The following is a 23,569-nucleotide window of genomic DNA, read 5'->3' as shown; positions in this document are numbered from 1 at the left end:
AGTTATGGTTGCGGTAAGAAGTGCACATCTGAATACGGCGGGTGAGTTCGCTCTCGATGAGTGGATCGCCGGCTTGGGGCTACCTAACCCGCAGTCATGTGAGCGATTGGCCGCAACCTGGCGTTATTGTGAGCAGCAGACCCAAAACCATCCTGACGCCTCGCTGCTGCTGTGGCGCGGCCTGGAGATGGTGGAAATTCTCTCGACGCTGAGCATGGACAATGACAGCATGCGCGCCGCGCTGCTGTTCCCGCTGGTGGACGCCGGCATCGTGCAGGAAGAGACCCTGACCGAAGCGTTCGGCAAGGGCATCGTCGCGCTGGTGCACGGCGTGCGTGACATGGACGCCATTCGCCAACTGAAAGCCACCCAAAACGACTCGATGGCCTCCGAACAGGTCGACAACGTGCGCCGCATGCTGTTGGCGATGGTGGAGGATTTCCGCTGCGTGGTCATCAAGCTGGCGGAGCGCATCGCCCACCTGCGTGAGGTGAAAGACGCGCCGGAAGACGAACGCGTGCTGGCGGCGAAAGAGTGTTCCAACATCTACGCCCCGCTGGCCAACCGGCTCGGCATCGGCCAGCTGAAGTGGGAGCTGGAGGATTTCTGCTTCCGCTACCTGCATCCGGAAGAATATAAGCGCATCGCCAAGCTGTTGCATGAGCGCCGCATCGATCGCGAACAGTTCATCGACGATTTCGTCGCCGGGCTGCGCGCCGAGATGGCCAACGAAGGCATTCGGGTGGAGATCTACGGCCGGCCGAAACACATCTACAGCATCTGGCGCAAGATGCAGAAAAAACACCTGGCGTTCGACGAACTGTTCGACGTGCGTGCGGTGCGCATCGTGGCGGAGCGCCTGCAGGATTGCTACGCGGCGTTGGGCATCGTGCATACCCACTTCCGCCATTTGCCGGATGAGTTCGACGACTACGTCGCTAACCCGAAACCGAACGGCTACCAGTCGATCCACACCGTGGTGCTGGGGCCGCGCGGCAAAACCGTAGAGATTCAGATCCGCACGCGCCAAATGCATGAAGACGCCGAACTGGGCGTGGCCGCGCACTGGAAGTACAAAGAGGGCGCAGGCGTGACCGTGCGCTCCGGCTACGAAGAACGCATCGCCTGGCTGCGCAAGCTGATCGCCTGGCAGGAAGAAATGGCGGACTCCGGCGAGATGCTCGACGAAGTGCGCAGCCAGGTGTTCGACGATCGGGTCTATGTATTTACCCCGAAAGGCGACGTGGTGGATCTGCCGGCCGGCTCCACGCCGCTCGATTTCGCCTACCACATTCACAGCGACGTCGGTCACCGCTGTATCGGCGCCAAGATCGGCGGCCGCATCGTGCCGTTTACCTATCAGCTGAAGATGGGGGATCAGATTGAGATCATCACCCAGAAACAGCCGAATCCGAGCCGCGACTGGCTGAACCCAAACCTGGGGTATGTCACCACCAGCCGCGGGCGCTCGAAGATCCACAACTGGTTCCGCAAGCAGGATCGCGACAAGAACATTCTCGCCGGCCGCCAGATGCTGGACAACGAACTGGAACACCTCGGCATCAGCCTGAAAGAGGCTGAAAAGCTGCTGATCCCGCGCTACAACATGAACTCGCTGGACGAGGTGTTGGCGGCGATCGGCGGCGGGGACATTCGCCTGAACCAGATGGTGAATTACCTGCAGGGCAAGTTCAACAAGCCGAGCGCCGAAGAGCAGGATCGCGAGGCGCTGCGCCAACTGGTGCAGCAGAAAGCGCCGCCGCCGGCCCGCAACAAGGACAACGGCCGAGTGGTGGTGGAGGGCGTGGGCAACCTGATGCACCACATTGCCCGCTGCTGCCAGCCGATCCCTGGCGACGACATCGTCGGTTTTATCACCCAGGGGCGCGGCATCTCGATCCACCGTGCGGACTGCGATCAGCTGGTCGATTTGCAATCGCACGCGCCGGAGCGCATCGTCGATGCGGTATGGGGTGAAAGCTACTCCAGCGGTTATTCGCTGGTGGTGCGCGTGATGGCCAACGATCGCAGCGGGTTGCTGCGCGACATTACCACCATTTTGGCCAACGAAAAGGTCAACGTGCTGGGGGTTGCCAGCCGCAGCGACACCAAGAAACAGTTGGCCACCATCGACATGGATATCGAAATCTACAACCAGCAGGTGCTGAGCCGGGTGCTGGCGAAGCTGAACCAGCTGCCGGACGTGATAGACGCCAAGCGTCTGCACGGCAACTAAGCCCACATCGCCTTTCGGGCCGTATGCGCTATCGATACGGCCCGAGATCCATGCATTCGGTGGGCGCTCCCATGCGCCCCCATTCTTTCTCAGAGATTTTTTATGACCCAATCCACTCCGCTGCAGCGCCTGCTGAACATCATGAAAACGCTGCGCGATCCGCAGGTCGGTTGCTCGTGGGACCGCAAGCAAACTTTCACCACCATCGCGCCCTACACGCTGGAAGAGACTTACGAAGTGCTGGACGCCATCGAGCGGCAGGACTACGCCGATCTGCGCGACGAACTGGGCGACTTGCTGTTCCAGGTGGTGTTCTACGCCCAGATGGGGCAGGAACAGGGGCTGTTCGATTTCGATGAGGTGTGCACCGCCATCAGCGATAAGCTGGAGCGCCGTCACCCGCACATTTTCGGTGACGCCGAGGGTGGGGACAGCGAAGCCGTGGCCGCGCGCTGGGAGCAGCTCAAGGCCGGCGAGCGCGCCGAAAAAGCGCTGCACTCGGTGCTGGACGACATTCCGCAGGCGTTGCCGGCGCTGATGAAGGCGCACAAAATTCAAAAACGCTGCGCCTCGGTCGGCTTCGACTGGAACACCCTGGGGCCGGTGCTGGACAAAGTGTACGAAGAGATCGATGAAGTGATGCACGAAGCCCGCCAGGCGGTGGTCGATGAGAGCAAGCTGGAAGAGGAGATCGGCGATCTGCTGTTCGCCACGGTGAATCTGTCGCGCCATCTGGGGCACAAGGCGGAGAACGCGCTGCAGGCGGCGAACCGCAAGTTCGAGCGCCGCTTCCGCCAGGTGGAAGCGATCGTCCAGCAACGCGGGCTGCGGCTTGAAGACGCCACGCTGGAGCAGATGGAAGACGCCTGGCAGCAGGTGAAACGCCAGGAAAGTTGAATCGCTGCGACGACAATGTTGATCGCCGACAAGGTTCACGAAAGCTGAAACGGTTAAGCTTGCAGTCAGGTCACAGGCGCATGGCTGCCGTCGGCAGCAAAAGGCCAACAAACTGAAATCTAAGGCGTTTTATCGCTCCTGAGGGGCGGTAAAAAGAAATTTTCTCCGCTAACTCTTTGTATTTCCTGGAGGGTTTGCGGGGCGCCGGCGGAGTAAACCCTGATGAACACGGGAGGGCGGCCGAGATGATGGACAGCAAAACGATCGTTTGTAGGTCAGGAGAGGTTCGGGTATACTACTTTCCCGTCCTGGTTCTTCCATCGTCTTTAAACCTAAACTCTCAGGTTCAGCATGACAACTAATTATATTTTTGTGACCGGCGGGGTCGTATCCTCTCTGGGTAAAGGCATTGCCGCAGCCTCTCTGGCGGCTATTCTTGAAGCCCGTGGCCTCAACGTTACCATCATGAAACTGGACCCGTACATCAACGTGGATCCGGGCACCATGAGCCCGATTCAGCATGGGGAAGTTTTCGTCACCGAAGACGGCGCAGAAACCGATCTGGATTTGGGTCACTACGAGCGCTTCATCCGCACCAAAATGTCGCGTCGCAACAACTTCACCACCGGCCGCATCTACTCCGACGTGCTGCGTAAAGAACGCCGCGGCGACTATCTGGGCGCGACCGTGCAGGTCATTCCGCACATCACCAACGCGATCAAAGAGCGCATCATCGAAGGCGGCGAAGGCCACGATGTGGTGCTGGTGGAAATCGGCGGCACCGTCGGCGATATCGAATCGCTGCCGTTCCTCGAAGCCATCCGTCAGATGGCGGTGGAAGTGGGCCGCGAGCACACGCTGTACATGCACTTGACGCTGGTGCCGTACATGGCGGCGGCCGGCGAAGTGAAAACCAAGCCGACCCAGCATTCCGTAAAAGAGCTGCTTTCCATCGGTATTCAGCCTGATGTGCTGATTTGCCGCTCCGATCGCGCGGTTCCTGCTAACGAACGCGCTAAAATCGCGCTTTTCTGCAACGTGCCGGAAAAAGCGGTTATCTCTCTGAAAGACGTTGATTCTATTTATAAAATCCCAGGCCTATTGAAATCTCAGGGGCTGGACGATTATATTTGTAAACGATTCAGCCTGAACGCGCCGGAAGCCAACCTGGCCGAATGGGAACAGGTGATCTACGAAGAAGCCAATCCGGGCGGCGAAGTGACCATCGGTATGGTCGGCAAATACGTTGAGCTGCCGGACGCCTACAAGTCGGTGATTGAAGCGCTGAAGCACGGCGGGCTGAAAAACCGTCTGACCGTGAACATCAAGCTGATCGACTCGCAGGACGTGGAAACCCGCGGCGTGGAAGTGCTGAAAGGGCTGGACGCGATCCTGATCCCGGGCGGCTTTGGCTATCGCGGCGTGGAAGGCAAAGTGATGACCGCACGCTATGCGCGCGAGAACAACATTCCTTACCTGGGCATTTGCCTGGGCATGCAGGTGGCGTTGATGGAGTTCGCTCGCAACGTGGCGGGGATGGAAAACGCCAACTCCACCGAGTTTATGCCAGACTGTAAGTACCCGGTGGTGGCGTTGATCACCGAATGGCGCGACGAAGACGGCAACGTCGAAGTGCGCAGTGAAGAAAGCGATTTGGGCGGCACGATGCGCGTAGGTGGCCAACAGTGCAACCTGAGTGACAACAGCCTGGTGCGTCAGCTGTACGGCGAACCGACCATTGTCGAGCGTCACCGTCACCGTTACGAAGTTAACAACATGCTGTTGAAGCAGATCGAAGCCGCAGGGCTGCGTGTCGCCGGTCGTTCCGCCGACAACAAGCTGGTTGAGATCATTGAACTGCCGAATCACCCGTGGTTTGTAGCCTGTCAGTTCCACCCGGAATTTACGTCTACGCCGCGTGATGGGCATCCGCTGTTCGCCGGCTTCGTGAAAGCCGCAGGCGAGCATCAGAAGCGCCAGGTGAAATAACATATTTGGTAGGCGGCGCGCGGTGAGAACCGCGCGCTGTTTGTCTGGAGTTTTAGTTTAACTTGTACTGAGGAAAACCTAATGTCCAAAATCGTTAAAGTCATCGGTCGTGAAATCATCGACTCCCGCGGTAACCCGACTGTTGAAGCCGAAGTTCATCTGGAAGGCGGTTTCGTCGGCCTGGCTGCTGCGCCGTCAGGTGCTTCTACCGGTTCCCGCGAAGCGCTGGAACTGCGTGACGGTGACAAGTCTCGTTTCCTGGGTAAAGGCGTACTGAAAGCCGTTGCTGCAGTAAACGGTCCGATTGCTCAGGCAGTACTGGGTAAAGATGCCAAAGACCAGGCGAACATCGACAAGATCATGATCGAGCTGGACGGCACCGAAAACAAATCCAACTTCGGCGCCAACGCCATTCTGGCGGTTTCCCTGGCAGCAGCGAAAGCGGCCGCAGCCTCTAAAGGTATGCCGCTGTACGAGCACATCGCTGAACTGAACGGCACCCCAGGCAAATTCTCCATGCCACTGCCGATGATGAACATCATCAACGGCGGCGAGCACGCTGACAACAACGTCGACATTCAGGAATTCATGATTCAGCCGGTTGGCGCGAAGACCCTGAAAGAAGCGGTGCGCATCGGTTCTGAAGTGTTCCACCACCTGGCTAAAGTTCTGAAAGCCAAAGGCATGAACACCGCCGTGGGCGACGAAGGCGGCTATGCGCCAAACCTGGGTTCCAACGCCGAAGCGCTGGCGGTTATCGCTGAAGCGGTAAAAGCGGCGGGCTACGAGCTGGGCAAAGACGTTACTCTGGCGATGGACTGCGCGGCTTCCGAATTCTACAAAGACGGTAAATACGTGCTGGCCGGCGAAGGTAACAAAGCCTTCACTTCCGAAGAGTTCACTCACTTCCTGGAAGAGCTGACCAAACAGTACCCAATCGTGTCTATCGAAGACGGCCTGGATGAATCCGACTGGGCGGGCTTCGCTTACCAGACCAAAGTACTGGGCGACAAAATCCAGCTGGTTGGCGACGATCTGTTCGTGACCAACACCAAGATCCTGAAAGAAGGCATCGAGAAAGGCATCGCTAACTCCATCCTGATCAAGTTCAACCAGATCGGTTCTCTGACCGAAACCCTGGCAGCTATCAAGATGGCGAAAGACGCCGGTTACACTGCGGTGATCTCTCACCGTTCCGGTGAAACCGAAGACGCGACCATCGCTGACCTGGCGGTAGGGACTGCGGCTGGCCAGATCAAAACCGGTTCCATGAGCCGTTCTGACCGCGTTGCCAAGTACAACCAACTGATCCGTATCGAAGAAGCGCTGGGTGACCGTGCGCCGTTCAACGGCCTGAAAGAAGTTAAAGGCCAGTAAGTTCGACCGATTCGGTTGCTAAATAAAAACCCGCCGCGGCGGGTTTTTTTATGTTTTAAATTCGTGATGATTGTCATTTTAATAATAAGTTTTTTATTGAAAGCGTGGTTTTGTTTAACCCGATAATTTCATTAAAGATAGTAAACGCGCTTATTTTATATTCCCATTTTATTTGCTTTATAACTATTCGTTACTAGACTGCCAATAAGGCAGTTTATTTTCGCCGTTCTGCCGTAGACCTTGAACATCACCATACCTTAATACTGCCGGCTTGCTGGCCGGTTGAGCGAGGGCTTGATGCGACAACGAATCATCATTGTCGGCGGCGGAACCGGCGGCACTATCCTGGCCAATTTATTGGCCGCAAAATTGCACCGGGAAATTATTAATAATAAAGTCGAGTTATTAATGATATCGGATTCACCGCTGCATTATTACAAACCGGCGTTTATGTATGTGGCATTCAATACTTTTTTCAAGCAAGAGCTCACGCGCTCACAGCGGAGTTTATTGCGGCCCGAAATACAGTTTATTATTGATAAAGCAGAATCTTTCGATTTAAAACAGCGAAGTATAGCGACGCAAAGCGGTAAATTTTATTCCTATGATTTTCTGGTTTTCGCCACCGGCTGCGTACCCTGGCCAGAGCGCATCGAAGGATTGGCGCAGGCGGGCGATCATTTTTACCAGTATCAGGCCGCCAGGCGGTTAGCGCATAAATTGGCGACGATCGAGAAAGGCCGCATTTTCATCACCGTGTCCTTCCCTGAAACGCCCAACGTGCCCCACCAGTGCGGCATCGCCCCGATCGAAACCACCCTGATGCTGGATGACTACCTGCGGCGGCGCGGCGTGCGCAAGGCGGTGGAGATTGTGTACACCTATCCGACCATTTCTCAACTCTTGCGTAACTGCCTGTTTTTACAGCGCCCGACCGGCGAAGCGCTGCCCGCCATTTTTGCCGCACGTGACATTCTCCACCAGCGTGGGTTTACCCTCAGCCGGGTAGACGCCCAACGTAACATCGCCTATTCCGCTGAGGGGGAAGAGCAGCCGTTCGATATTCTGATGGCAACGCCGCCGATTCGCGCAGTCGAGGCGGTGCGCAATACCGGGTTGAGCGAGAGTCAAAACGGTGAAGGCTGGCTGCCGACCGATCATCAAACGCTGCAGGTCTACGGCCAACAGGGCGTGTATGTCATAGGCGATACTGTGGATTTGCCGGTCAGCAAGGCCGGCGGCTCTTGCCATAATCAGGCGCCGGTCATTGCCGACAACATCGTGGCGGAAATGCGGCTGGGCCAAGCCGTGAGCCATTATGACGGCAAGGTGCAGGCGGTCGCGCAAATGGGGCTGAATGCCGGCATGCCGCTGGTGTACGACTATCGTCACGACGTACTGCCGACGCCAGCCACCAAGGCGGGCGGCATGCTGCGCAACGGGTTTAACCGCGGCCTTTACTGGGCCACGGTAAGGGGGCTGATATGACGGAAAGCACGGTGCATGCGGCTGACCTGCAATCATTGGCGGCGTTGCTCGAGAAACTGCAGCCGCTGCTGGCGAGCGGCCGGTTGGATAACGTGGTCGATCTGTTGTCGCTGTTGTCGGACGTGGTGGACATCGCCGACAACGCGCTGGTGGAGAAACTGGCAGGCGTCTTTGAAGGCTTGGTGACTATCGGTTGGGAAGGCGGAACGGCGCTGCAGATGGCGCACAGCGAGCTGCAGTTGAATCCGCCCGCGGCCAGTTTTCGCACGCTGTACGCCTTGCTGAAACAGCCGGATACCCTGCTGGGGTTAACGTTGCTGCTGCGTACTTTACAAATCATCGGCCGGCGCACGCGAGACAGCGCGTTGCCGTCAGCCCTGCCAGATGAATCGTCGAATTAAGCTTCACCCACTCAGGTAAGGAGTTGTGTTATGTCCGCTACAGCAGTTGGCCACGACTTTGCCACCCGGGCTATTCATTACGGCTACGATCCTCAGTTGTATTGGGGGGCACTGTCCCCACCGGTGTTTATGAGCTCTACGTTTGCTTTTCCCACGGCGGAATACGGCGGCGCCTGCTTTGCCGGCACCGAGCCGGGGTACTTTTACTCGCGCATCGCCAACCCGACGTTAAACCTGCTCGAGCAACGCATCGCCAACCTGGAGGAGGGGGAGGCGGCGGTGGCGTTCGCTTCCGGCATGGGGGCGATCACCGCGTGTTGCTGGACGCTGCTCAGACCGGGTGATGAGCTGATTGTCGACGAAACCGTCTATGGTTGCACCTTCAGCTACTTTCATCATGGTCTGGCGCGCTTTGGCGTCAAGATAACCCACGTTGATTTGACCCGGCCGGAGCGGTTGGCGGCGGCCATTGGACCGCGTACCCGCCTGGTGTATTGCGAAACGCCGGCCAATCCCAATATGCGTTTGATCGATATCGCCGCCGTGGCGGAGATCGCCCATCGGCATCAGGCGCTGTTGCTGGTGGACAACACCTATTGCACGCCCTATCTGCAGCGGCCTTTGGCGTTAGGCGCCGATATCGTGGTGCACTCGGCGACCAAGTACCTCGGCGGGCACGGCGATCTCCTGGCCGGGATAGCGGTGACGCGTCAGGCGTTGGCCGAGGCGATCCGTCTGGAGGGGCTAAAGGACATGAATGGGGCGGTACTGTCGGCGCAAGATGCCGCGCTGGTGCTGCGCGGGATGAAAACCCTGCCGCTGCGCATGGATCGTCATTGCGATAACGCGCAGCGCCTGGCGGAGATGTTGGCGGAGCATCCGGCGGTCGAGCGGGTGTATTACCCCGGCCTGGCGAACTTCCCGCAGTATGCGTTGGCGCAGCGGCAAATGGCGCGCCCCGGTGGCATGCTGGCGTTTGAGCTGCGGGGTGGCCTGCGCACGGGTATTCGCTTCCTCAACGCGCTGCAGCTCATCTTGCGCGCGGTCAGCCTGGGCGATTGCGAAAGCCTGGCGCAACACCCGGCCAGCATGACGCACTCGGCCTACACGCCGGAAGAGCGGAAACGGCACCACATCAGCGAGGGGCTGGTGCGGCTGTCCGCCGGACTGGAGGCGTTTGACGATCTGCAGGCGGATATCCTGCAAGCGCTGGCGCAGGCGCAATAAAAAAACCCGCCGCAGCGGGTTTTAGCCGAAGCGAGCGTTACATCTGTTGCGTCGCTGTGGTCACCGGCGAACCGCCGCCTTTTTTGCGCACCCACAGCCAGTAAGCTGCGGTGAGGAACGCGATCCACACCAGCCCGACATACAGGGCGATGCGGCTCTCTTCGAAGTAGCCGAGCAGGCCGATGACGAACGCCATAAAGGCGGTCGCCAATGCCGGCGCCACCGGCCACCACGGCACCGGGAAGCTCAACTGACGGGTTTCTTCCGGCGACAGCGTGCGGCGCATGACGATCTGCGACAGCAGGATCATCAGCCACACCCAGACGGTGGCGAAGGTAGCGATTGAGGCGATGATCATGAAGACCTTCTCCGGGATCAGGTAGTTGAGCACCACCGCCAGCAGCAGGGCGACCGACATCACCAGCACCGTCATCCACGGCACGCCGCTGGCGGTCAGTTTGGTGAAGCTGCGCGGCGCCTGGCCGTCCTGCGCCATGCCGTACATCATGCGGCCGGCGCCGAAGATGTCGCTGTTGATGGCCGAAATGGCCGCGGTGATCACCACCACGTTCAGCACGTTGGCGGCGGAGCTGATGCCGAGGTTGCTGAAGATCTCAACGAACGGGCTGCCGTTCTGGCCGATGCTGTTCCACGGATAGATCGCCATCAGCACCGTCAGCGTCAGCACGTAAAACAGCAGGATGCGCACCGGCACGGCGTTGATCGCCTTCGGCAGCACTTTGGCGGGGTCTTTCGCCTCGCTGGCGGTGATGCCGATGATCTCGATGCCGCCGAAGGCGAACATCACCACCGCTAATGACGCGACCACGCCGCCGATGCCGTTAGGCATAAAGCCGCCGTGCTGCCACAGGTTGCTGATGCCGGTGGCGTGCTGGGCTTGCCCGAAACCGAACAGCATCACCGCCGCACCGCCGACGATCATCGCCACGATGGCGGCGACCTTGACCAGCGACAGCCAGAACTCCAGCTCGCCGAAAACCTTGACGCTGCACAGGTTGAGCGCGCCGATAAACAGGATGATGCTGAGCACCCAGACCCACTGGGCGACGTCCGGGAACCACAGCCCCATATAGATGCCGAAGGCAGTGACGTCCGCCAGGGCGACGATCACCATTTCAAAGGTGTAGGTCCAGCCGGTAAGGAACCCGGCCAGCGGGCCGAGATAGTGGCTGGCGTAGTGGCCGAACGAGCCGGAAACCGGCTGGTGCACCGCCATTTCGCCCAGCGCGCGCATCACCATGAATACCGCCGCGCCGCCCACCAGGTAGGCCAGCAGCACCGCCGGGCCGGCCAGCTGGATGGCGCCGGCGGAGCCGTAGAACAGGCCGGTGCCGATCGCCGAGCCGAGAGCCATGAAACGGATATGCCGCGCGTTTAGTCCGCGTCTGAGTTGTGTCGTTTCGTTACGCATGTTGCTTCCCGTTAAGTGTTTGCCGAACAGGCACGCGCTGCCCGCGCCGGGTGGAACGCACCCGGCGGGGCAGAACAAACTGCGTGATTCAGTATGTGATGATTATGCCTGGCTAGGCAGCAGCGCCGCAGGCAGCAGCGATGTCAGGTGACCGGCCGCCAAGAGTTGGCTGGCGGCTTCAATGTCGGGGGCGAAGAAACGATCCTTGTCGTAGAAACTGACATGCTCGCGCAGCAGACGGCGCGCCTGCTCCAGACCTTCCGAGGTCTTCAGGCCGTTGCGGAAATCCAGGCCCTGGCAGGCGGCCAGCCACTCGACCGCCAGAATACCGCGCACGTTGTCCGCCATGTTCCACAGGCGGCGGCCGGCGGCCGGCGCCATGGAAACGTGGTCCTCCTGGTTGGCGGAGGTCGGAATGCTGTCGACGCTTGATGGATGCGCCAGCGCTTTGTTTTCGCTGGCCAGCGCTGCGGCGGTGACCTGAGCGATCATGAAGCCGGAGTTCACGCCGCCGTTCTCCACCAGGAACGGCGGCAGCTGCGACATGTGTTTGTCCATCATCAGCGAGATGCGGCGTTCGGACAGCGAACCGATTTCGGCGAATGCCAGCGCCAGGTTATCGGCGGCCATCGCCACCGGTTCGGCGTGGAAGTTGCCGCCGGACAGCACGTCGCCCTGTTCGGCGAACACCAACGGGTTATCGGAGACGGCGTTGGCTTCGATCTCCAGCACCTCGGCGGCCTGACGGATCTGCGTCAGGCAGGCGCCCATGACCTGCGGCTGGCAGCGCAGGGAGTAAGGATCCTGCACTTTTTCACAGTTGCGGTGCGAGTCGGAGACTTCGCTGCGCGCGCCGAGCAGGTGGCGGTAGGCGAGGGCGGCGTCGATCTGGCCGCGCTGGCCGCGCACCTCGTGGATACGCGCATCGAACGGGCTGCGAGAGCCCAGCGCCGCTTCCACCGTCAGGCTGCCCGCCACGGTGGCGGCGGCGAACAGGTCTTCCGCATCGAACAGGCCGCGCAGCGCGAAGGCGGCGGAGACTTGTGTGCCGTTCAGCAATGCCAGGCCCTCTTTCGCCGCCAGCGTCAGCGGTTTCAGGCCGGCCTTGGCCAGCGCTTCGGTCGCCGGCAACCATTGGCCCTGATGGCGCGCCTGGCCTTCGCCCAGCAGCACCAGGCTCATGTGCGCCAGCGGCGCCAGATCGCCGGAAGCGCCGACCGAGCCTTTCAGCGGAATATGCGGATAGACTTCGGCGTTGACCAGCGCGATCAGCGCCTGGATAACTTCCAGGCGAATGCCGGAGAAGCCGCGCGACAGGCTGTTGATCTTCAGCACCATGATCAGGCGCACCAGATTGTCGTCGGTCGGCTCGCCCACGCCGGCGGCGTGTGACAGCACGATCGAGCGCTGCAGATTTTCCAGATCGTCGCGGGCGATGCGCGTCGAAGCCAGCAGGCCAAATCCGGTGTTGATGCCGTAAGTGGTGCGGTTTTCTTCAACGATGCGTTCCACGCAGGCCACGCTCTGCTGGATAGGGCCGTAGGCGTTGTCGTCCAGCGTCAGCGTCACCGGATGTTGATAGACGTCGCGTAGCTGGGCCAGCGTCAGTTTGCCTGGGCGAATAGTCAGCGCTTTCATGCTTTTTCTCCTTGGGTGGCGGCAACCATTGGCAGGTTCAGGCCTTGCTCGCGGGCGCAGTCGATAGCGATATCGTAGCCGGCGTCGGCGTGACGCATGACCCCGGTAGCCGGGTCATTGTGCAGCACGCGGGCGATGCGCTCGGCGGCCTCATCGGTGCCGTCGCAGACGATCACCATGCCGGAGTGTTGGGAGAAGCCCATGCCGACGCCGCCGCCGTGGTGCAGGGAAACCCAGGTGGCGCCGCTGGCGGTGTTCAGCAGGGCGTTCAGCAGCGGCCAGTCGGAGACCGCATCTGAGCCGTCTTTCATCGCTTCGGTTTCACGGTTCGGGCTGGAAACGGAGCCGGAATCCAGGTGGTCGCGGCCGATGACGATCGGGGCGGACAGTTCGCCGCGGCGCACCATCTCGTTGAACGCCAGGCCCAGCTTGGCGCGCTGGCCGAGGCCAACCCAGCAGATGCGCGCCGGCAGGCCCTGGAAGCTGATGCGCTCGCGCGCCATGTCCAGCCAGCGGTGCAGGTGTTCGTCATCCGGGATCAGCTCTTTCACCATGGCGTCGGTTTTGTAGATGTCCTGCGGATCGCCGGACAGGGCCGCCCAGCGGAACGGCCCGATGCCGCGGCAGAACAGCGGACGGATGTAGGCCGGCACGAAGCCTGGGAAGTCGAAGGCGTTGTCGACGCCGGTTTCTTTCGCCATCTGGCGAATGTTGTTGCCGTAGTCGAAGGTCGGCACGCCCATCTGCTGGAACGCCAGCATGGCTTTGACGTGATCGGCCATCGACTGTTTGGCGGCGGCGACCACTTTAGCCGGCTCGGTCTGTGCGCGCTGGCGATACTCTTCCCAGCTCCAGCCCTTCGGCAGGTAGCCGTTCAGCGGGTCGTGGGCGCTGGTCTGGTCGGTGACCATGTCCGGGCGCACGCCGCGGCGCACCAGCTCAGGCAGGATTTCCGCCGCGTTGCCGCACAGGGCGATGGAGATGGCTTTGCCTTCTGAGGTGTATTTTTTGATGCGGGCCAGCGCGTCGTCCAAATCTTTGGCCTGCTCATCGACGTAGCGGGTTTTCAGACGGAAATCGATGCGGCTCTGCTGACATTCGATGTTCAGCGAGCAGGCGCCCGCCAGCGTGGCGGCCAGCGGCTGCGCGCCGCCCATGCCGCCCAGACCGGCGGTCAGCACCCAGCGCCCCTGCAGACTGCCGTCGTAGTGCTGGCGGCCCGCTTCGACGAAGGTCTCATAGGTGCCCTGAACGATGCCCTGGCTGCCGATGTAGATCCAGCTGCCGGCGGTCATCTGGCCGTACATGGCCAGGCCTTTGGCGTCCAGTTCGTTGAAGTGTTCCCAGGTCGCCCAGTGCGGCACCAGGTTGGAGTTGGCGATCAGCACGCGTGGCGCGTTGCTGTGGGTTTTGAATACGCCGACCGGCTTGCCGGACTGCACCAGCAGGGTTTCGTCTTCTTCCAGCGTTTTCAGGGTTTCGACGATCTTGTCGTAGCAATCCCAGTCGCGCGCGGCGCGGCCGATGCCGCCGTACACCACCAGCTCGTGTGGGTTCTCCGCAACTTCAGGATCGAGGTTGTTCATCAGCATGCGTAACGGCGCTTCGGTCAGCCAGCTTTTTGCGTTTAATTGTGTGCCGCGTGGCGCGCGTACATCGACATTGCGAACTTTGTTATTTGTAGTCACAGCATTTTCCTCAAACAGTATCGGTGCAGATTCCATGCCGCGGTGGGGATGAGTACCACGGCATAACAATGCGTAGGGCTTATTAACATATACTTGTATGTACAAGCATATGCAACACTGACCAGTTGCCGCTGAAAAGTGGCATAAGAAAAAGTTATTTTCTTTTTATATCAGGCTGATATGCGATTTTTTATCGCCGGTCTCAGATACGGAAAGCCGGAGAAAAGTGAGCTGTTCGGCAAAAATGAATTAAAATTGACTCATTTTTGGGCGGCTAGTCACAATATTTTTACAGACTGATTACAGTTGGCGGCGGAGGATAAACAAGCCCTATCACCGCGGGAAGAAAGCCCGCCGTGGGCGGGCTTGCCAGGCTCAGGCAGCCGGTTGCAGCATCGGCTTGCGGCTCATCTTGCACACCGTGGCGATGGCGGCGATCAGAGCCGGTACGCACAGGAACATCAGGATGCTCTGCACTTCCCACTGCATCGCCAGCAGTTGGGCGCCCATCATGGTGCCGGCGACGCCGCCGAAGCGGCCGATGCCCTGCATCCAGGCGATGCCGGTGGCGCGGCTGTGGGTCGGGTAGAAGGTGGCCGCCAGCGTTTGCAGGCCGGACTGCGCGCCGTTCATGGTGACGCCCATCAGGAAGATGAAGGCGCCCAGCAGCACGATCTGCTTGTCTTCGGTGGCCATCGCCACGATCAGCAGGGCGGTGACGACAAAGCCGCTCGAGACCACCTTATGCGCATTCCAGCGATCCATCAGCCAGCCGGCCACCAGGATGCCCAGCGTGCCGCCGAAGGTGAACAGCGAGGTGAGCATCGCCGACTGTTCCAGCTGATAGCCCAAGCCCTGCATCAGGATCGGCATCCAGCTCAGCAACACGTAGTAGATCACCAGCCCCATGAAGTAGGTCACCCACAGCATCAGCGTGCCGAGCAGGTAAGGGCGACTGAACAGCAGCCCGACGCTGGTCTTGGCCTGCGTCAGCTTCTCTTCATACAGGTAGAAACGCGTCACGCCGTCGAGGCTCTGGCTGACGAAGCGTTGCGCGATGCGTTTGATCTTCGCAGCCTCCTGCCCACGGTTAACCATATACTTGACCGATTCCGGCAGCAGCAGGATCAGCAACACCGTCAACGCCAGCGGCGCAATGGCGCCGAGCAACAGCACGCTGTGCCAGCCGTAGCTCGGGATCAGCCACGATGAAATGGCGCCGCCGCCGGCCGCGCCCAGCGGAAAGCCGCAATACATGGTGTTGATCGCCAGCGAACGGCAGCGCTGCGGCGCGTATTCGGAGATCAGCGTGATAGCGTTGGGCATCGCCGCTCCCAGCCCGAGGCCGGTGAGGAAACGCCACAGCGTCAGGCTATTGAGCGAGCCGGCGTAGGCGGTGGCCAGGCTCGACAGGCCGAAGAACAGGCAGGAAAACACCAGCACGCGCTTGCGGCCGATGCGGTCGGAGATTGGCCCGGCTATCAGCGCGCCGAGCGACAGCCCCAGCAGCGCGGCGCTCAGCACCGGCCCCAGATCTTGCTTCATGATGCCCCAGTCTTTGGCGACCGAGGGGGCGATATAGCCCATGGCGGCGGTATCGAAACCGTCGATGGCGAGGATCAGGAATCCGAGAATGATCAGTGTCCAGTGAAACAGCGAAAACTTGCTGTCGTCGATGGCCTGTTGAATGTTTAACTCGCTGGTGGAATGAGTCATGGCACCCTCTAAACGCAGATGTAGTCGTGATGGAACGTGGCCGGAACTGTCGCCCGGCTTGTGTTTGCTTGTATATACATCTGCGCGTCGGCGCTTTATGTCAAATATAATTATCTTATTTGTTAACTGCGTGTTGTTTTCTGTGGAGCAGCTTGCACCGCGGATGAAAGGCCTAAGGCCGGTTAACAAATTAAATGAACGCCATTGGCGGTGAGATATGCTGACGGCGGCGCCGAGGAAAAAATTTAATACACTTTTGGCCGTTTGGTCGCCGGGCCGGAATCTGCGATAATCGCTTTTTACTTTTCCAGATTGAGAAACCGATGCAGTACCCGATCAACGAGATGTTCCAAACCTTGCAGGGCGAAGGCTTTTTCACCGGCGTGCCGGCCATTTTCATCCGCCTGCAGGGCTGCCCGGTAGGGTGCAGCTGGTGCGACACCAAACATACCTGGGAAAAGGAAGCCCATCGGGAAGTCGACCTGCAACGGATCCTGGTCAAAACAGAAGAGAGCGACGCCTGGGGCAATGCCAGCGCCGAGCAGTTGCTGGCGGTGATGCGTCAGCAAGGCTACACCGCGCGTCATGTGGTGATCACCGGCGGTGAACCCTGCATCTACGATCTGGCGCCGCTGACCGAGCTGTTCGAACAGCACGGCTACCGTTGCCAGATTGAAACCAGCGGCACCCACGAAATTCGCTGTTCCGCCAACACCTGGGTGACGGTTTCGCCCAAGGTGAATATGCGCGGTGGCATGAAGGTGTTGGATCAGGCGCTGCGGCGCGCCGACGAGGTGAAGCATCCGGTGGCGCGCGAGCGCGACATCGAGGCGCTGGATGCGCTGCTGGCGACGTTGCAGGATGACAAGGCGCGCATTATCGCACTGCAGCCGATCAGCCAGAAAGAAGAGGCGACCCGTCTGTGTATTGAAACCTGTATCGCGCGCAATTGGCGGCTGTCGATGCAGACCCACAAGTATCTGAACATCGCCTAAAATCAGGGCGCCATTGCGGCGCCCTTTCTTTTAACCTTTATATACGCATCCCGCCGTACAGGTCTCTTTCACCATCACCGCCGTCAATTCCGGCAGCTGGGGCTTGAGCTGCTGCCAAATCCAGGCGGCGAGCACTTCGCTGGTGGGATTTTCCAATCCTGGAATATCGTTCAGATAATGGTGATCCAGCCGTTCCCAGATCGGGGAAAACACAGCCTTGAGCTCGGCGAAATCCATCACCCAACCGGTGTGGGGATCCACTTCACCGGTCACTTCCAGACGCACCATAAACGAATGCCCATGCAGACGGCCGCATTTATGGCCCTCCGGCACGTGCGGCAAGCGGTGTGCGGCTTCAAACTGAAAATCTTTAAACAGCGTGGTTGCCATTATTACGGCCTCATTGACTCAAAAACCGCCGCATAGTACCGGAAAGCGCGTCTGCTTGCCATTTATACCGTTATGGTCTACCGCCACGGCCAACGCGCCCGTTTAACACTTTTTTTGTTTGGTGTTTGCGGCACCTATCGGCTGGGGTTATGAGCCGAAATGTTGAACGGTGAAAAAACGATGAAAAAAAGCGCTTTAATTTCATCTGGATAAAAAACTTTGTTTAACGGTTTAAGCGTTATCCCTTACCAGAAAAACAGCTTAGTCATTTTGGTTATGATTTATTGCTATCCCTTATTTAATCGTTGCTATTCTGCTCGGTAACCTTACAAACTCTCCTGATCTTTTCCGCACACCCGACGCAGCGAAGAGACAGCGACTGACACTGGCGCGCGCCTGGCAGGAAAGGCGCTAAGTATAGGAAATAAGTACAGCAATGACGACTCAGGCTCCTCCAACATCTTTGCTCCCGCTGACGCCCGAACAGCTGGCGCGCCTGCAGGCGACGATCGGCGACTATTCGCCGACGCAGCTGGCGTGGCTGTCCGGTTATTTTTGGGGCATGGTCAATCAACAGCCCGGAGCCGTGGCCATTGCGCCTGTTGCCCCTGCGGCTGCCGCCGGCATCACCATCATTTCCGCTTCGCAGACCGGCAATGCGCGCCGCCTGGCGGAGCAGCTGCGCGACGATCTGCTGGCCGCCAATCTGAGCGCCACGCTGATCAGCGCCGGCGACTACAAGTTCAAGCAGATAGCTCAAGAGCGCCTGCTGGTGATCGTCGCCTCCACGCAAGGGGAAGGCGAGCCGGCGGAAGAAGCGGTGGCGCTGCATAAATTCCTGTTCTCGAAAAAGGCGCCGAAGCTGAATGATACCGCTTTTGCGGTGTTCGGGCTGGGCGACACCTCTTATGAGAATTTCTGCCAGTCTGGTAAGGATTTCGACGGCAAGCTGGCCGAGCTGGGCGCCGAGCGCCTGGTGGAGCGTGTGGACGCCGACGTGGAGTACCAGGAACTGGCCGCCGCCTGGCGCAAACAGGTGGTGTCGGTGCTGAAGGCGCGCGCGCCGGCGGAAAGCGCCGCGCCGGGCGTGTTGGCCAGCGGCGCGGTCGATCTGATCGACAGCAGCCCGTACAGCAAGGAACAGCCGCTCACCGCCCAACTGGCGGTCAAGCAGAAAATTACCGGCCGCGCGTCGGATAAAGACGTGCGCCATATCGAGATCGATCTGGGCGACTCCGGCCTGCGCTATCAGCCGGGCGATGCGCTCGGCGTATGGTTCGACAACGATCCGGCGCTGGTGGACGAACTGGTGCAGCTGTTGTGGCTGAAAGGCGACGAGCCGGTCGAGGTGGAAGGGCAAACCCTGCCGCTGGCGCAGGCGCTGCGCAGCCATTTCGAGCTGACGCAGAACACCACGCCGATCGTCGATAAATACGCCGCCCTGTCGCGCGATGAAACGCTGATCGGCCTGCTGGCGGATAAAGCCGCGCTGCAGCAGTACGCGCACAACACGCCGATCGTCGACATGGTGCGCCAGGCGCCGGCGGATCTGAGCGCCGAACAGCTGGTCGGCCTGCTGCGCCCGCTGACGCCGCGCCTGTACTCCATCGCCTCTTCGCAGGCGGAGAACGAAAGCGAAGTGCACATCACCGTGGGCGTGGTGCGTTACGACATCGACGGGCGCGCCCGCAGCGGCGGCGCCTCCGGCTTCCTGGCGGATCGTCTGGAGGAAGACGGCGACGTGCGGGTGTTTATCGAACACAACGATAACTTCCGCCTGCCGGCCAACCCGGAAACGCCGGTGATCATGATCGGCCCGGGCACCGGCATCGCGCCGTTCCGCGCCTTTATGCAGCAGCGCGACGCCGACGGCGCCGGCGGCAAAAACTGGCTGTTCTTCGGCAACCCGCACTTTACCGAAGATTTCCTGTATCAGGTCGAATGGCAGCGCTATGTGAAAGACGGCCTGCTGACCCGCATCGATCTGGCCTGGTCCCGTGACCAACAACATAAAATATACGTACAAGACAAACTGCGCGAACAGGGCGCGGAAGTGTGGCGCTGGATTCAGGAAGGCGCGCACATTTACGTCTGCGGCGATGCCAATCGCATGGCGAAAGACGTGGAAAACACATTACTGGAACTGGTGGCCGAGCACGGTGGCATGGATACCGAGCAGGCGGATGAATTTTTAAGTGAGCTGCGCCTTGAGCGCCGTTATCAGCGAGATGTTTACTGATGAGTGATAAACACCCCGGGCCTTTGGTAGTCGAAGGCAAACTGGCCGATGCGGAGCGCATGAAGAAGGAGAGCAACTTCCTGCGCGGCACCATCGCCGAAGATTTGAACGACGGCCTGACCGGCGGCTTCAACGGCGACAACTTCCTGCTGATCCGTTTTCACGGCATGTACCAGCAGGATGACCGCGACATTCGCGCCGAACGCGCCGAGCAGAAGCTGGAGCCGCGCCACGCCATGATGCTGCGCTGTCGCCTGCCGGGCGGCGTCATCAGCCCGCAGCAGTGGCTGGGCATCGACAAGTTCGCGCAGGAGAGCACGCTGTACGGCAGCATTCGCATCACCAACCGCCAGACGTTCCAGTTTCACGGCATTCTGAAAGGCAACGTCAAACCGGTGCACCAGCTGCTGAACCGCCTGGGGCTGGACGCGCTGGCGACCGCCAACGACGTGAATCGCAACGTGCTGTGCACCTCCAATCCGGTGGAGTCCGAGCTGCATCAGGAAGCCTACGAGTGGGCGAAGAAGATCTCCGAACACCTGCTGCCGCGCACCCGCGCCTACGCAGAGGTGTGGCTGGATCAGGAGAAGGTGGCCACCACCGACGAAGAGCCGATTCTGGGGCCGACCTACCTGCCGCGTAAATTTAAAACCACGGTGGTGATCCCGCCGCAGAACGACGTCGATCTGCACGCCAACGACATGAACTTTGTGGCGATCGCCGAAAACGGCAAGCTGGTGGGCTTCAATCTGCTGGTGGGCGGCGGGCTGTCCATTGAGCACGGCAACAAGAAAACCTACGCGCGCCAGGCCAGCGAGTTCGGCTACATTCCGCTCGAGCATACGCTGGCGGTGGCGGAAGCGGTGGTGACCACGCAGCGCGACTGGGGCAACCGCACCGATCGCAAGAACGCCAAAACCAAATACACGCTGGAGCGCGTCGGCGTGGACGTTTTCCGCGCCGAAGTGGAAAAGCGCGCCGGCATCACCTTCGCGCCGATCCGGCCGTATGAATTCACCGGCCGCGGCGATCGCATCGGTTGGGTGAAGGGCATCGACGATCAATGGCATCTAACGCTGTTTATCGAGAACGGCCGCCTGCTGGACTATCCGGGGCGCCCGCTGAAGACCGGCATGGCGGAGATCGCCAAGATCCATAAAGGCGACTTCCGTCTGACGGCGAATCAAAACGTGATCATCGCCGGCGTGCCGGAAAGCGAAAAGGCGAAGATCGAAGCCTTGGCGCGCGATCATGGCCTGATCGACGACCAGATCAGCGAGCAACGCAAAAACTCGATGGCCTGCGTGTCGTTCCCGACCTGCCCGCTGGCGATGGCGGAGGCCGAGCGTTTCCTGCCGCAGTTTGTCACCAAGGTGGAAGGGATTATGCATCGGCATGGGGTGGGCGACGAGCATATCGTGCTGCGCATCACCGGCTGCCCGAACGGCTGTGGCCGCGCGCTACTGGCGGAGCTGGGGCTGGTGGGCAAGGCGGTCGGCCGCTATAACCTGCATTTGGGCGGCAACCGCGAAGGCACGCGCATTCCGCGCATGTACCGCGAGAACATCAACGAAGATGAGATCCTGAGCGAGATCGACCTGCTGGTGGGGCGCTGGGCGAAGGAGCGCAACGCTGGCGAAGGTTTCGGCGACTTCACCGTTCGCGCGGGCGTCGTCAAACCGGTGCTGGATCCGGCGCGAGATTTCTGGGAGTGAGGCCGGGCGGCCCCTGGGCAGAGGGGCCGCACAGAAAATTTCAAGTATCAGGAGAGACAACATGGCTGAATTCGATCTGGCGGCGCTGAACGCGTTGCCCAAATCCGGGCAGGCGCTGGCATTGGCGGTGGTCAACGGCCAACTGGAGACCCTCAGCGCCGAACAGCGCGTTGAATGGGCGCTGGAGCATCTGCCCGGCGAGTTCGTACTCTCGTCCAGTTTCGGCATTCAGGCGGCGGTATGCCTGCACCTGGTGACGCGCATCCGGCCGGATATCCCGGTGATCCTGACCGACACCGGTTATCTGTTCCCGGAAACCTATCGCTTTATCGATCAACTGGCCGACCAGCTGAAGCTGAATCTGCAGGTGTTCCGCGCGGAGCAGTCTCCCGCCTGGCAAGAGGCGCGCTATGGCAAGCTGTGGGAGCAGGGCGTAGAAGGGATTGAAAAATACAACCAGATCAACAAGGTCGAGCCGATGAACCGCGCGCTGGAGACGCTGGGCGCGCAGAGCTGGTTCGCCGGCCTGCGGCGCGAGCAGTCCGGCAGCCGCGCCAATCTGCCGGTCCTGGCGGTGCAGCGTGGGGTGTTCAAGATCCTGCCGATCATCGACTGGGACAACCGCAAGATTTACCAGTATCTGACCGAACACGGGCTGAGCTATCACCCGCTGTGGGAGCAGGGCTACCTGTCGGTAGGTGATACACACACCACCCAGAAGTGGGAGCCGGGCATGAGCGAGGAAGAGACGCGTTTCTTCGGCCTGAAGCGCGAGTGTGGCCTGCACGAAGGCTAAACGGCGTGATTGACATGACAGGGCTCAGCAATGCTGGGCCCTGTTTTTTTGCGGGCTACTTTTTCTTCTGTGCTTTCGGCGGGTGCGCCTGCGCCAGCTCTTTGATCAGCGGCAGCAGGATCTGCACGCTGTCGCGGCTGCGTTTGTCGATCCGCCCCGGCAGGTAGCGATCCAGATACTGCAGATTGTCATACTGCGGACGGTGCCAGGTGATGCCCTGCGGGAAGTGCGGGCTGACGGCGCGCTGCTGGTAGCCATCTTTGTCGCCCAGCGACCAGTTGGTGGCCTCCACCGACAGCACCGGGATGCCCGCGGCGTCGAACACCTCTTGATCGGAGCAGCAGCCGGTGCCCTTCGGGTGCTGTGCGCTGCCCGGATTGGTGGCGGCGGCGATGCCGTAGCGGTGGGCGATATCCAGCGCTCGATCGCGGGAACGCTTCGCCATTTGCGGCGGCGTGTTGCGCCCGGCGTTGAAATACAGACGATCGCCGGTGATCAGGCTGTCGAGGTTGATCACCAGCACGGTGTTGCTTTTCTCTTCCGCGCTCATGCGTTGCAGGTAGTTCTGCGCCCCCAGTGAACCGATCTCTTCGGCGCTGGTGGCGACGAAGCGCAGGCCGTAGGCAGTGGGGATGTTCTTCAGGCGTTCCGCCAGTTCCAGCATCACACCGATGCCGGAGGCGTTGTCGTCGACGCCCTGCAGCGTCAAGCCGCCGAGGTTGTTATCCAGATCCTCGTCGCTCTGCGGCGTATAGGTGTCGAAGTGGGCGACGACCACGATCTGTTTTGGGCTGTCGCCGTTGCGGGCGGCGATCACCGAGCTGGCGGTGACGTTGTTCCAGTTCTTCTTGCCGTCTTTGCTGGTGTAGAGATAGCGCGTATTGACGCTGCGAATGTCGCTTTGGTAACCCATCTTGCTGAATTGCTGCTTCAGATAGTCGGCGGTGAGCAATTCGGCCGGGCTGCCCGCCATGCGGCCGGGGAAGTAAGTGGCGATGTGGCGGGTCTGCTCGGCGGCGAAACGGCCCATTGGCGCGTCTTTTACGGGCTGTGCGGCACAAACGCTGAAGACGCCGCCGAGTGCGAGGGCCAGCAGGCTGGTCTTCAGGTAAAAACGGGAAAACATACCGAAAAATCCTTCTTTGCTATCGGCGCTGCCGATCATTTTTCTTCGGCACCCAGTATGAGACGCCGGGCGGTATTACACAATTTCCCTGTCTCTTAATTTCGCGCGAATGCGCAAACCGCCGCCGTGAGTATTACCGTTTGCCTCCTGCGTTGCGGCCTATATTCCATAAAGGAACTAATCATTCCTTTTCGTCATTTCAGAGGCTAAATCTCAGCC

At 60.1% G+C, this 23,569-nt stretch carries 17 protein-coding genes; 11 read left to right on the top strand and 6 right to left on the bottom strand.

Annotated elements, in window-relative coordinates:
- The first annotated feature begins 4 nt into the window (after window positions 1-4).
- The 7 genes from relA to ACJ8QF_RS18385 all read left to right on the top strand — a co-directional run bounded on the left by relA (window position 5) and on the right by ACJ8QF_RS18385 (window position 9,615).
- Window positions 5-2,236: a GTP diphosphokinase gene (relA, locus tag ACJ8QF_RS18415; protein ID WP_004932686.1), complete on the top strand. Its 2,232-nt coding sequence runs from the start codon at window positions 5-7 to the stop codon at window positions 2,234-2,236.
- A 102-nt stretch (window positions 2,237-2,338) separates the two neighbouring features.
- Complete coding sequence (gene mazG, locus ACJ8QF_RS18410) at window positions 2,339-3,133, top strand: nucleoside triphosphate pyrophosphohydrolase (RefSeq protein WP_325962690.1); 795 nt, start codon at window positions 2,339-2,341, stop codon at window positions 3,131-3,133.
- 351 nt (window positions 3,134-3,484) lie between these two features.
- Window positions 3,485-5,122, top strand: a complete 1,638-nt coding sequence (gene pyrG, locus ACJ8QF_RS18405; RefSeq protein WP_004932674.1) for a glutamine hydrolyzing CTP synthase — start codon at window positions 3,485-3,487, stop codon at window positions 5,120-5,122.
- A gap of 81 nt (window positions 5,123-5,203) precedes the next feature.
- Complete coding sequence (gene eno / locus ACJ8QF_RS18400; protein WP_004932670.1) at window positions 5,204-6,499, top strand: phosphopyruvate hydratase; 1,296 nt, start codon at window positions 5,204-5,206, stop codon at window positions 6,497-6,499.
- A 297-nt stretch (window positions 6,500-6,796) separates the two neighbouring features.
- Window positions 6,797-7,987, top strand: a complete 1,191-nt coding sequence (locus tag ACJ8QF_RS18395) for an NAD(P)/FAD-dependent oxidoreductase (protein ID WP_442537834.1) — start codon at window positions 6,797-6,799, stop codon at window positions 7,985-7,987.
- The gene (locus tag ACJ8QF_RS18390; RefSeq protein WP_197753559.1) at window positions 7,984-8,388 is read left to right on the top strand and encodes a hypothetical protein; all 405 of its coding nucleotides are present in this window, start codon (window positions 7,984-7,986) and stop codon (window positions 8,386-8,388) included. The genes ACJ8QF_RS18395 and ACJ8QF_RS18390 overlap by 4 nt, the downstream gene beginning before the upstream one ends.
- A gap of 30 nt (window positions 8,389-8,418) precedes the next feature.
- Window positions 8,419-9,615, top strand: a complete 1,197-nt coding sequence (locus tag ACJ8QF_RS18385; RefSeq protein WP_442537743.1) for a methionine gamma-lyase — start codon at window positions 8,419-8,421, stop codon at window positions 9,613-9,615.
- A 37-nt stretch (window positions 9,616-9,652) separates the two neighbouring features.
- Here ACJ8QF_RS18385 and ACJ8QF_RS18380 read toward each other — a convergent pair whose 3' ends face one another.
- From ACJ8QF_RS18380 to ACJ8QF_RS18365, 4 genes are all read right to left on the bottom strand, one after another.
- Window positions 9,653-11,047, bottom strand: a complete 1,395-nt coding sequence (locus ACJ8QF_RS18380) for an amino acid permease (protein ID WP_015376675.1) — start codon at window positions 11,045-11,047, stop codon at window positions 9,653-9,655.
- 102 nt (window positions 11,048-11,149) lie between these two features.
- Complete coding sequence (hutH, locus tag ACJ8QF_RS18375; protein ID WP_004932653.1) at window positions 11,150-12,685, bottom strand: histidine ammonia-lyase; 1,536 nt, start codon at window positions 12,683-12,685, stop codon at window positions 11,150-11,152.
- Entirely contained in the window at window positions 12,682-14,373 is a 1,692-nt protein-coding gene (gene hutU / locus ACJ8QF_RS18370) for a urocanate hydratase (RefSeq protein WP_025159649.1), read from the bottom strand. The genes hutH and hutU overlap by 4 nt, the downstream gene beginning before the upstream one ends.
- Window positions 14,374-14,748: 375 nt before the next feature.
- Window positions 14,749-16,089, bottom strand: a complete 1,341-nt coding sequence (locus ACJ8QF_RS18365; protein WP_442537742.1) for an MFS transporter — start codon at window positions 16,087-16,089, stop codon at window positions 14,749-14,751.
- Between the two features lie 323 nt (window positions 16,090-16,412).
- Here ACJ8QF_RS18365 and queE point away from each other — a divergent pair, with 323 nt between their 5' ends.
- Entirely contained in the window at window positions 16,413-17,084 is a 672-nt protein-coding gene (gene queE, locus ACJ8QF_RS18360) for a 7-carboxy-7-deazaguanine synthase QueE (RefSeq protein WP_004932641.1), read from the top strand.
- Between the two features lie 30 nt (window positions 17,085-17,114).
- Here queE and queD read toward each other — a convergent pair whose 3' ends face one another.
- Window positions 17,115-17,474, bottom strand: coding sequence for a 6-carboxytetrahydropterin synthase QueD (queD, locus tag ACJ8QF_RS18355; RefSeq protein WP_004932638.1), 360 nt, complete (start codon window positions 17,472-17,474; stop codon window positions 17,115-17,117).
- A 436-nt stretch (window positions 17,475-17,910) separates the two neighbouring features.
- On the opposite strand from queD, the gene cysJ reads away from it, so the two are divergent.
- From cysJ to ACJ8QF_RS18340, 3 genes are all read left to right on the top strand, one after another.
- Window positions 17,911-19,713 (top strand): NADPH-dependent assimilatory sulfite reductase flavoprotein subunit, encoded by a 1,803-nt coding sequence (gene cysJ / locus ACJ8QF_RS18350; protein WP_015376679.1) that lies wholly within the window; start codon window positions 17,911-17,913, stop codon window positions 19,711-19,713.
- Window positions 19,713-21,428: an assimilatory sulfite reductase (NADPH) hemoprotein subunit gene (gene cysI / locus ACJ8QF_RS18345; RefSeq protein WP_060558592.1), complete on the top strand. Its 1,716-nt coding sequence runs from the start codon at window positions 19,713-19,715 to the stop codon at window positions 21,426-21,428. Before cysJ ends, cysI begins: the two co-directional genes overlap by 1 nt.
- A gap of 61 nt (window positions 21,429-21,489) precedes the next feature.
- The gene (locus ACJ8QF_RS18340; protein WP_015376681.1) at window positions 21,490-22,224 is read left to right on the top strand and encodes a phosphoadenylyl-sulfate reductase; all 735 of its coding nucleotides are present in this window, start codon (window positions 21,490-21,492) and stop codon (window positions 22,222-22,224) included.
- A 55-nt stretch (window positions 22,225-22,279) separates the two neighbouring features.
- On the opposite strand, the gene ACJ8QF_RS18335 is transcribed toward ACJ8QF_RS18340, so the two are convergent.
- Window positions 22,280-23,350, bottom strand: a complete 1,071-nt coding sequence (locus tag ACJ8QF_RS18335) for an aminopeptidase (protein ID WP_028127845.1) — start codon at window positions 23,348-23,350, stop codon at window positions 22,280-22,282.
- Between the last annotated feature and the right edge of the window lie 219 nt (window positions 23,351-23,569).

The sequence above is a fragment of the Serratia sp. CY81684 genome, assembly GCF_052166595.1.
Lineage (GTDB): Bacteria > Pseudomonadota > Gammaproteobacteria > Enterobacterales > Enterobacteriaceae > Serratia > Serratia nematodiphila.
Note: the sequence above shows the minus strand (reverse complement) of the source record. Positions and strands in the feature narration are given on the sequence as shown.

What these genes read in the sequence shown, in the direction of transcription:
- ACJ8QF_RS18335 (WP_028127845.1), bottom strand. Translation starts at nt 23,350, where the DNA reads ATGTTTTCCCGTTTTTACCTGAAGACCAGCCTGCTGGCCCTCGCACTC.
- queE (WP_004932641.1), top strand. Translation starts at nt 16,413, where the DNA reads ATGCAGTACCCGATCAACGAGATGTTCCAAACCTTGCAGGGCGAAGGC.
- ACJ8QF_RS18385 (WP_442537743.1), top strand. Translation starts at nt 8,419, where the DNA reads ATGTCCGCTACAGCAGTTGGCCACGACTTTGCCACCCGGGCTATTCAT.
- relA (WP_004932686.1), top strand. Translation starts at nt 5, where the DNA reads ATGGTTGCGGTAAGAAGTGCACATCTGAATACGGCGGGTGAGTTCGCT.
- ACJ8QF_RS18390 (WP_197753559.1), top strand. Translation starts at nt 7,984, where the DNA reads ATGACGGAAAGCACGGTGCATGCGGCTGACCTGCAATCATTGGCGGCG.
- eno (WP_004932670.1), top strand. Translation starts at nt 5,204, where the DNA reads ATGTCCAAAATCGTTAAAGTCATCGGTCGTGAAATCATCGACTCCCGC.
- hutH (WP_004932653.1), bottom strand. Translation starts at nt 12,685, where the DNA reads ATGAAAGCGCTGACTATTCGCCCAGGCAAACTGACGCTGGCCCAGCTA.
- pyrG (WP_004932674.1), top strand. Translation starts at nt 3,485, where the DNA reads ATGACAACTAATTATATTTTTGTGACCGGCGGGGTCGTATCCTCTCTG.
- ACJ8QF_RS18395 (WP_442537834.1), top strand. Translation starts at nt 6,797, where the DNA reads ATGCGACAACGAATCATCATTGTCGGCGGCGGAACCGGCGGCACTATC.
- queD (WP_004932638.1), bottom strand. Translation starts at nt 17,474, where the DNA reads ATGGCAACCACGCTGTTTAAAGATTTTCAGTTTGAAGCCGCACACCGC.
- cysJ (WP_015376679.1), top strand. Translation starts at nt 17,911, where the DNA reads ATGACGACTCAGGCTCCTCCAACATCTTTGCTCCCGCTGACGCCCGAA.
- cysI (WP_060558592.1), top strand. Translation starts at nt 19,713, where the DNA reads ATGAGTGATAAACACCCCGGGCCTTTGGTAGTCGAAGGCAAACTGGCC.
- ACJ8QF_RS18365 (WP_442537742.1), bottom strand. Translation starts at nt 16,089, where the DNA reads ATGACTCATTCCACCAGCGAGTTAAACATTCAACAGGCCATCGACGAC.
- ACJ8QF_RS18380 (WP_015376675.1), bottom strand. Translation starts at nt 11,047, where the DNA reads ATGCGTAACGAAACGACACAACTCAGACGCGGACTAAACGCGCGGCAT.
- mazG (WP_325962690.1), top strand. Translation starts at nt 2,339, where the DNA reads ATGACCCAATCCACTCCGCTGCAGCGCCTGCTGAACATCATGAAAACG.
- ACJ8QF_RS18340 (WP_015376681.1), top strand. Translation starts at nt 21,490, where the DNA reads ATGGCTGAATTCGATCTGGCGGCGCTGAACGCGTTGCCCAAATCCGGG.